Genomic DNA, 8,522 nt, shown 5'->3' on the forward strand with positions numbered 1-8,522 from the left:
TGTATTGAGTTAAAAATTATGTATGTTATAGTTTAATTTGATATAGAATGCTCTTCCGGGCTTTTGAACAGCAAAATTGTCGTAGGCTTGTTTGTTAAAAATGTTTTTGGCATCTATACTAATCACATATTTCTTGTTAGGGAAAAGATAGCTGGCACCCAAGTCTTGGATGAATTGCCTTGGTGTTTTGAAATCCTCGATAACTAGAGAACTGGTATAAAATGACTCGACAAAGCCTGCTCCGTAATAGAAGGATAAGTTGGAGCCTTTCCCTGCCACATCCTTCAACCCATATTGTGCTCCAGCATTGGCTGTGAAAAACGGTTCATTAGGAATCTGCTGATTGTATTGTTCAAAGACTTTCCCATTTTGATCATATTTCATCTTGAATAGAGTATTGAAGCGGGATAGATTAAAAAAGACATGCAAATCTTTATACTGGTATTTGAGTTCGGTTTCGAATCCTACAGATTGTGTTTTACCAATGTTCTCGAAAGGCTCCGTTTGGATCACATCATTAATCCTAGAGTTGATACGACGAGCGATTTTATCCTTTGTATTTCTTAGGAAACCAGAACCTGTAATAGAAAAACGATGGTTTTGTTGGGCAAATGGACCTAAGCGAAAACCTAAATTAAGGTTGTTACTGATTTCTGGACGAATACCGAAATTCTCAATGATGTTTTCACCAGGACTACCAAATACCTCTCCTTCTGTAGGCATACGTACTGCCTTTTCTGCTGAAGTAAGCAACATGATGGTCGGATTGAAAGCGTAAGAAAGCGCCAAGCCATATCCTGTTGTACTTTTTGTATTTCGATCCGTAACAATCTTTTTAATGGACTCCCCATTCTCTTTAACTAATGTTGGATCCATACGATCAACATTTTGCTGATAGTATTTACCAAATACGGTTGAACGTAACTTCCCATTAATTAATTGGTTCTCATAAGCCAATGACAAGACATTCTTTTGTAAGTCACGAGTACCGATAAACTCTCTTTCTAATTCCGAACGCATATCATCACGTTGATCACGATCCACATCATAAAAGATGTTATTCAATATAAACTGATGTTGGTTGTTCAGCTGATAAGTTAAACCTGCTCGAGCTGTCAAAGTATTACGATCGATATGGTTTAAGGTCTTAGGACCTTGTTGCGCACCTTGTGAAGTATAAATTGGTTTTCCGTCTAAGCCAAAGCTCTGCTCCCCAAACCAGTTATAATAATGCGAAACAGTATCACTCACCAATTCATTGCGCATGCTATACATGGCATTCATGGTAAACTCTAAGCCCTCCACAAAAAGATTTTTCTTGGCATAGCTTAAGCTTCCTACATGGGCATTGGATTTGGAGAATCTACCTTTGTAAGGAATGGTCATATATGCCCCATGTTGGATCTCATTGTAATCATCTGACCCATTGTAGCCAATAAAGAATTGATCAGCCCATTTGACATCGGTATACCCTAATTCAATCCGACCTCCATAGGATTTATAGGCATCGTTGAAGCGCTTAGCTTTGACAAATTCATAACGACCATTAGGAAGAATATTGCGGACAAACTTGCCCCATACTTCATAATCGTTATCTGAATAATTATAGAATGCTGATCCCTTTACCGTAAAACCTGAGTTTTTCGAACGGTACATTCCACTTAGGTTGGATTGGGTAGTATTAAATGATCCATAGGATACAGAAGCATTAAGGTTATTACTTTTCCCTTTTTTAAGCACCACATTGATCGCTCCTCCTAAAGCATCATCCGAAAGATGTGCTGGAATAACACCCTTATAAACTTCAATTCGTTCAATTAAGGCTGGTGGAATACTATTTAGGTTGAAAGAAGAGCCAAAAGTAGATACCGGAATTCCATCAATTAGAATTCGAACAGAATTACCTGTCATTCCATTCAAATTATAGCTGGTGGTTGATCCCAACCCACCATTCATCCGCACTCGAACCCCTACAGTTTTATCCAGTAACTCATTAGTTTGAAGGTTTCTAAGTGCTGCCTCTTTCGTTTCAATAACATTAACAGCAAATCCCTTCGTTTCAATCTCCTTCTTTTCGGTATTTCGAACTACACGAACCTCATCTAGACTAATATTTCCTTTTGGATCGATGTGTATATGCAGGTCATGAACAGGACGGTCAACCTTTAAGGAAACTTTCTTGTTTTTTATCTCTAAGGATGTTACCAAAATAACCTGCTTACCATAGGGTACCTCATTTAAAATGTATTCTCCCTTTTCATTGGATACACATAAAATCGGGCTGCCCTCAACACGGATAGTCGCATTGGAAACAGGTTTACCGTCCAATAAATGCACGATCCCTTTAATATTTGCTTTCTGAGCAAAAAGACAAGTCGTACAGAATAATAAGAGGAGGGTAAAGTAAATTTGTTTCATTATATCCGATTAATATCTTAGTTTTGGACATTCTTTAGAACTAGTCTAAATAACTTCGCTGCAAATGTAGAATTATTCTAAATAACAAAATGACGCAATCGGAAAAAAAAGCTAAACAATCGGAAATTATTAATGAGTCCTTGTCCAGTCCAAAGGATAACTTACTGGAATTAGGAACATTTATGTATTTCACGGTCTTAAAGGGAAGACAGCGCTTTAGCTTCACTACGCCGATTGAGGGTTATTTAAATATTCTGTTATGTGACAGTTCGGCCAATTGTACTTTTAGTATTCAATCTGAGAACTATTTGATCCAATCTGGAGAGAATATCCTGAAACCGGTTAATAAGGCTTCTTATTTAGAGTTCAAAAGCATGAGTTCAGAAAATAAGGTTCTCTTAATGTTAATACCTTCGGATCGTCTTCCTGCCTTTCATGTCAAGTACATGGCGGATAAGAATCGTTTTCAACATGGGTTGTTGACAACGGCGGATTCAAGGATTAATCTATCCTTGCAGCAAATCTTAACACTATACGAAGAGGACTCTTACCTCAATCAACTGAAAATACAGAGCATACTCTTAGAAATCTTGGTTCACCAGGTGGAAGGTCTTTATGCGGAAAATGAGAGTAAGGAGATCATAGTTAATAAGGATCATTACGATAAGATTCAATTGGTAAAGAAATTGATTGATGAGGATCTGTCGAAAAACCATAGTATTTCTGAGCTGGCAAAAGCAGTAGGGACCAATGAGCAATACCTGAAGAAGTATTTTAAGCAACATTTTGGAAAGACCGTGATGAATTACATTACAGAATCCAAGATGGAGCATGCCAAGAAGCTTATTTTAATGGGTAAATATCGGGTGTCTGATGTGGCAAGAATGACTGGATATAAGCATTCAACCCATTTTACAACAGCATTTAAGAAGTATTTTGGTATCATTCCAAACTCTTTACGATATACCTTTTTGATAGCCCATGAGGGCGCACGACTTCTTCCAGAAATCAGTAATTTCCTTCATAACCTTCCATAAGTTCTTCAATAACTATTTATCGGAGCGATAGGCTTGTTTTACGATAAAGGATGGTTGATGCAGTTGGATATTCAGACTGTTGACCAATTCTTTAACCTAATAGGATAGTTAAAGATTGTTAAATGCACAGCATCACGACTTTAGCTAAATTGAAATCAACTATTTTCGCATTTTAAATATAATTGAAAATTAGTATTAATTGACGTATCTTTGTAAGATGTTTTTGAAGAATCATGTATTTAGCCTAATTGTCGGCATTTTTCTATTAGCTGGATTGAGTAGCTGTAAGAGCAAGTTTGAGAAAGTACGTGCGAGCAACAACATTCAAATGAAATATCAAGAAGCTGTGAAATACTACGAAAAAGGGAAGTATTCTAAAGCCTTGACTTTATTTGAAGATTTGGTGACCCGCTATAGAGGAACTGCTGAGGCGGAAGATTTATATTACTATACCGCTTATTCTAGTTATAGGTTAAAAGACTATATTTCTGCTCGTTATCACTTTAAACAATTCGCAGATAAGTACCCGAACAGTCAACGTGCTGAGGAGTGCCGTTTCATGTCTGCTTACTGTTTTTATTTGGATTCCCCTCGTTCTAACCTGGATCAGGAGAATACAAGAAAAGCTATCGAACAATTGCAATTGTTTGTGAACTTATATCCAGAGTCAGAGAAAGCAGAAGAAGCTGGTACATTGATTCAGGATCTACGTGAGAAATTAGAAAAGAAAGCATTCGATAATGCCAAGCTATATTTTAACATGGGCTTGCCAGATGATTACCGTGCAGCGGTTATTGCACTGGAGAATGTATTGAAGGTCTACCCAGATACTAAGCATTCTGAAGAAATCGAATACTTATTGGTTAAATCACAATATTTATTTGCTGACAACAGCTTGCCCAGACGTCAAGAAGAGCGTTTCAACCAAATGTTAGATTATTACGAGACTTTCTCGGAGCATTATCCAGAAAGCAAATACAACAATGAGTTGAAAGGTCTACGTAGCAGTGCAGAGCGTAAAATCACCACAGCGATTAAAATCGTAGAGGCTGATGAGAAAGCAAGAAAGAAATACGAAGAAGAACTTGGGGTTTCAAATCCAGGTACAGCTGCTGAAACAGCAAAAGAAAACGAACAATAATACGTAAATATCTATTCATTTAAATATGAGCCAAAATAAAAATACCGTTCCAAACACGACCGTAACGCGTGACTTAAGAGAGTTAGACAAAGGTACAGACAACTTGTACGAGTCTATCGTCATCATCAGTAAACGTGCGAATCAAATTGCAGTTGATGTAAAAGAAGAGCTTAATCAGAAATTATCTGAATTTGCTAGCAGCAACGACAATTTGGAAGAAGTGTTTGAAAACCGTGAGCAAATTGAGATCTCGAAACATTACGAGCGCATGCCTAAACCTACATTAGTAGCTTTAGATGAGTTCTTACATGACAAAGTGTACTTTAGAAATCCTTCTAAAGAGCAAGATTAAGGAAATCTGATGTCTCTCAAGGACAAAAATATTGTAATTGGTATAAGCGGCAGTATTGCCGCTTATAAAATTGCAACCTTAGTAAGATTACTTCGGAAGGCTGAAGCTTCTGTACAGGTCATCATGACAGAAGAAGCCACTCAATTTATAACTCCACTTACACTTTCCACGCTTTCTAATCGTCCGGTTCTCGTAGATTATTACGAACAAAAAACCGGGGAATGGAATAATCATGTCCACATCGCCGAACAAGCCGATCTCATTGTGCTTGCTCCTGCTACTGCAAATACTTTAGCTAAATGTGCTCAAGGGCTTTGCGATAACCTACTTTTAGCGGTTTACCTCTCCGCAAAAGGTCTTATAGCTATTGCTCCTGCAATGGATTTAGATATGTGGAAGCATCCTGCTGTACAGCATAATATTGAACTTCTAAAGCAATATGGCCATCAGATAATTCCTCCTGGCACTGGTGAATTGGCTAGTGGATTAGTTGGTGAAGGTCGACTAGCTGAACCAGAAGAAATCCTAGCTTTTATTACAAAGCATTTTGAGAGCAATCTCCCATTGAAAGGCAAGAAAGCATTGGTATCTGCAGGTCCAACTTATGAGGCTATTGATCCTGTGCGTTTTATTGGGAATCATTCCAGTGGAAAGATGGGATATGCGATCGCCAAGCAACTACAAGCATTAGGTGCTGAAGTAACTTTGGTATCAGGTCCTACAGCTTTGAATAGCCCGAGTCAAGTCAACCGTGTGGATGTAGTCTCTGCCCAACAGATGTTCGAAGCTATGGATAAACATTTCCAAGAATCGGATATTGTGGTTATGAGTGCCGCAGTAGCAGATTATACACCTGTTGAGGTGGCTGATCAAAAGATTAAAAAGAAAGCCGAAGACTTTAGTATCGCCTTGAAGAAAACTACCGATATATTAGCAAGTCTTGGAAAAGAGAAGCGTGATAATCAAACTTTAGTAGGATTCGCTCTAGAAACCAATAATGAATTAGCGCATGCTAAAGATAAACTAGAACGGAAGAATCTAGATTTTATCGTATTGAATTCTATGCAAGACAAAGGTGCAGGATTTGCGCATAATACCAATAAAATCACCGTTATCAATCGTGCAGGCGAGGTTACAGCTTATGATTTAAAATCAAAAGATGAGGTCGCAAAGGATATTTGCAACCTTATTATTCAAGAACAAAGCAAAGCCTAAAGATTTGCTATCCGGATCTCCTTCGGATAATAGTTGTTCACTCGATTACCCAATACTTTTACCCATCCTAGCGTTTGTCCTTTATAATTGACCAAACTCCAGCCTTTCAGATTTTCTGGAAATAAGCTCGGATCTAGAGGTTCCTTACGTAGGAAAGACTGTGCATCCTTGAGGTTCAATTCTGTTGTTGGAATATCTTTCGATAAATGAATACTCAATGCTAAATCATGCGACGGTAAAAGCTCCTTGCCTAACCATTTACCCACCATAGTACCCGCATTCTTTAGATAAAGTACCTGCTGAGCAGCTTTAATATAAATTTCAAGTTCCTTAGGGAAGATATGAACGAAGTCATGATGAACGAAGGTGCTGAACTGCTGATAATCTTTTATCCAATGCTTTAATGACTCAATAGGAACGGGCGATTTTTCTACCTTAAGCTTTTTGATATTGAACATCGGTTGGATTCCCTTGAAACGTAGAACACCTACAAAGAATCCTTCACCTTTTGTTTTATGCGGATAAAAGCGATAGCCTTTTGCTTCGTGCTTTTTAGACTCTGTTACTTCAATTCCCCAACTTTCCTCAACGGGGATAGTAACACTTTCAAATTCGTACTCATCCATCAGCCAATCTAAAATTTGCTCATTCTCTTCTTCAGAATAAGAACAAGTAGAATAAATCAGGTATCCATGTGTCGCCATTCCTGGCATTACATCAGCTAAGATCCTTCGCTGTCGCTCACTACATAGTTTTACATTAGCTTCTGACCATTCATCAATGCTGTCCTCATCCTTCCGGAACATCCCAGATCCAGAACATGGCGCATCAACAACCATCAAATCAAAGAAACCTGGCAACCTTCTGAAAGCTGTTGGATCATTATTGGTTACAATCGTATTAGAAAGCCCCCATCGCATTAAATTATCCTCAAGGATATTTGCCCTAGCTTTGATGATTTCATTCGCTATAAGCAAGCTATCGGACGACAAAACAGAATTTAACAATGTGGATTTACCTCCAGGTGCAGCACATAAGTCCAAAGCCTTGACTGCCTCTTTATCCAATCCGAGTTCCTTAATAATATGAGCCATGAACATCGAAGATGCTTCTTGCACATAATAACATCCAGCATGAAACAAAGGATCCAAAGTAAACTTAGGTCGTTCATCCAAATAATAAGCATCTGGACACCAAGGCACAGATTCCGATAATTTCAAATCTAAATCGACTGGCTTATATGGGTTCAGTCGTACTGAAGTAAGCTTTAATCCGTTTTCATGGGCTTCTAGGAAAGCTTCTTGGTCAAAGAGTGGATTAACACCAAGCTTACGTACTAATGCATTAGGAAGAAAATTACTCATGCTTTTGCTAATAAATCTGCGTAAATTTACAGGAATTATCCAAATCCCTTTTTATATAGAATGAAAGATTTTAAAAAATATTATATCATACCCGCTGAACCCGAAGAATTATATAGAGCATTAACTACAGAAATCACCATTCGCTTATGGACAGGTGACCTAGTTGAAATCGATCCAACGGTTGGAGGGGAATTCTCTTTATGGGACGGAGCTATCCAAGGAAAATTCATAGAGTTAGAGCCTTTCAGCAAAATCGTACAAGAGTGGTACTTCGGAGATCAAGAGGAACAATCTATTGTTACCCTTAAATTTCATGAACATAAAAAAGGAACTTCTTTAGAAGTTAAACAAACCAATATCCCTGATGAAGATTATGATGACCTAGTAGACGGTTGGAATGATACCTATATCGCTTCATTATTGGAGTTTTATGAGGATGAGGAATAGCCCTGAGGGCAGTTTTTAATAGTATTTTGTATATAGTACGGAGTAGTTAGACCTATTGGCGGAATAGAGAGCCAATTAATGCTACTTACAACTCAGAGCGAAGCGAAGAGTCTGAGCCCTCCGGGCAGTTTTTTTAGTATTTAGTATATAGTATGGAGTAGTTAGACCTATTGGCGGGATAACAACACGCCGAACGCTATAGGAAGAAATCGATAGACTAAACCTATTCGATCCAATTCCTTCGTTAACCGTAGGGTCGATGCATGCATCGACCGCCAGAACAAGACCAATCCAACTCTTATAATGACCGGATAAAAAATAGATTCGATATCGGTCGAAGCATGCTTCGACCCTACGGACAACCGCCGAATACATGGCCAGGCTAGGGATGCCCTAAACCCACTTTTTCCAGCAGAAAAATCATAAAAACAGAAAGGCCCGTCATCTCATCGATGACGGGCCTCCGTATAAAATTAGGCACCGACCTACTCTCCCACCTGTTACGGCAATACCATCGGCTCTGGCGGGCTTAACTTCTCTGTTCGGAA

The 8,522-nt window shown here is 38.4% G+C and carries 7 protein-coding genes; 5 read left to right on the top strand and 2 right to left on the bottom strand.

What is annotated here, in order from left to right; all coding sequences use genetic code 11:
- Positions 1-9 precede the first annotated feature (9 nt).
- The gene (locus tag ACP6L2_RS17980; RefSeq protein ID WP_440510630.1) at positions 10-2,418 is read right to left on the bottom strand and encodes a TonB-dependent receptor; all 2,409 of its coding nucleotides are present in this window, start codon (positions 2,416-2,418) and stop codon (positions 10-12) included.
- Between the two features lie 89 nt (positions 2,419-2,507).
- On the opposite strand from ACP6L2_RS17980, the gene ACP6L2_RS17985 reads away from it, so the two are divergent.
- From ACP6L2_RS17985 to coaBC, 4 genes are all read left to right on the top strand, one after another.
- Positions 2,508-3,455 carry a helix-turn-helix transcriptional regulator gene (locus ACP6L2_RS17985; RefSeq protein ID WP_440510631.1) on the top strand — a complete coding sequence of 316 codons (948 nt, stop codon included), beginning with the start codon at positions 2,508-2,510 and terminating at the stop codon, positions 3,453-3,455.
- A 217-nt stretch (positions 3,456-3,672) separates the two neighbouring features.
- Positions 3,673-4,596, top strand: coding sequence for an outer membrane protein assembly factor BamD (locus ACP6L2_RS17990; RefSeq protein ID WP_440510632.1), 924 nt, complete (start codon positions 3,673-3,675; stop codon positions 4,594-4,596).
- Positions 4,597-4,621: 25 nt separating this feature from the next.
- Entirely contained in the window at positions 4,622-4,948 is a 327-nt protein-coding gene (locus tag ACP6L2_RS17995; protein ID WP_344673439.1) for a DNA-directed RNA polymerase subunit omega, read from the top strand.
- A 9-nt stretch (positions 4,949-4,957) separates the two neighbouring features.
- Positions 4,958-6,163 carry a bifunctional phosphopantothenoylcysteine decarboxylase/phosphopantothenate--cysteine ligase CoaBC gene (gene coaBC / locus ACP6L2_RS18000; RefSeq protein WP_440510633.1) on the top strand — a complete coding sequence of 402 codons (1,206 nt, stop codon included), beginning with the start codon at positions 4,958-4,960 and terminating at the stop codon, positions 6,161-6,163.
- On the opposite strand, the gene ACP6L2_RS18005 is transcribed toward coaBC, so the two are convergent.
- The gene (locus ACP6L2_RS18005; RefSeq protein WP_440510634.1) at positions 6,160-7,527 is read right to left on the bottom strand and encodes a methyltransferase RsmF C-terminal domain-like protein; all 1,368 of its coding nucleotides are present in this window, start codon (positions 7,525-7,527) and stop codon (positions 6,160-6,162) included. The two genes, coaBC and ACP6L2_RS18005, sit on opposite strands and share 4 nt — an antisense overlap.
- Before the next feature lie 60 nt (positions 7,528-7,587).
- On the opposite strand from ACP6L2_RS18005, the gene ACP6L2_RS18010 reads away from it, so the two are divergent.
- Positions 7,588-7,974 (top strand): SRPBCC domain-containing protein, encoded by a 387-nt coding sequence (locus ACP6L2_RS18010; RefSeq protein ID WP_440510635.1) that lies wholly within the window; start codon positions 7,588-7,590, stop codon positions 7,972-7,974.
- The last annotated feature ends 548 nt before the right edge of the window (positions 7,975-8,522 follow it).

It is taken from the genome of Sphingobacterium lactis, assembly GCF_051951495.1.
GTDB classification, from domain to species: Bacteria; Bacteroidota; Bacteroidia; order Sphingobacteriales; family Sphingobacteriaceae; genus Sphingobacterium; species Sphingobacterium lactis_A.

Excerpts from the sequence above, each read along its gene's own strand:
- ACP6L2_RS17980 (WP_440510630.1), bottom strand. The coding sequence starts at position 2,418 with ATGAAACAAATTTACTTTACCCTCCTCTTATTATTCTGTACGACTTGT.
- ACP6L2_RS17985 (WP_440510631.1), top strand. The coding sequence starts at position 2,508 with ATGACGCAATCGGAAAAAAAAGCTAAACAATCGGAAATTATTAATGAG.
- ACP6L2_RS17990 (WP_440510632.1), top strand. The coding sequence starts at position 3,673 with ATGTTTTTGAAGAATCATGTATTTAGCCTAATTGTCGGCATTTTTCTA.
- ACP6L2_RS17995 (WP_344673439.1), top strand. The coding sequence starts at position 4,622 with ATGAGCCAAAATAAAAATACCGTTCCAAACACGACCGTAACGCGTGAC.
- coaBC (WP_440510633.1), top strand. The coding sequence starts at position 4,958 with ATGTCTCTCAAGGACAAAAATATTGTAATTGGTATAAGCGGCAGTATT.
- ACP6L2_RS18005 (WP_440510634.1), bottom strand. The coding sequence starts at position 7,527 with ATGAGTAATTTTCTTCCTAATGCATTAGTACGTAAGCTTGGTGTTAAT.
- ACP6L2_RS18010 (WP_440510635.1), top strand. The coding sequence starts at position 7,588 with ATGAAAGATTTTAAAAAATATTATATCATACCCGCTGAACCCGAAGAA.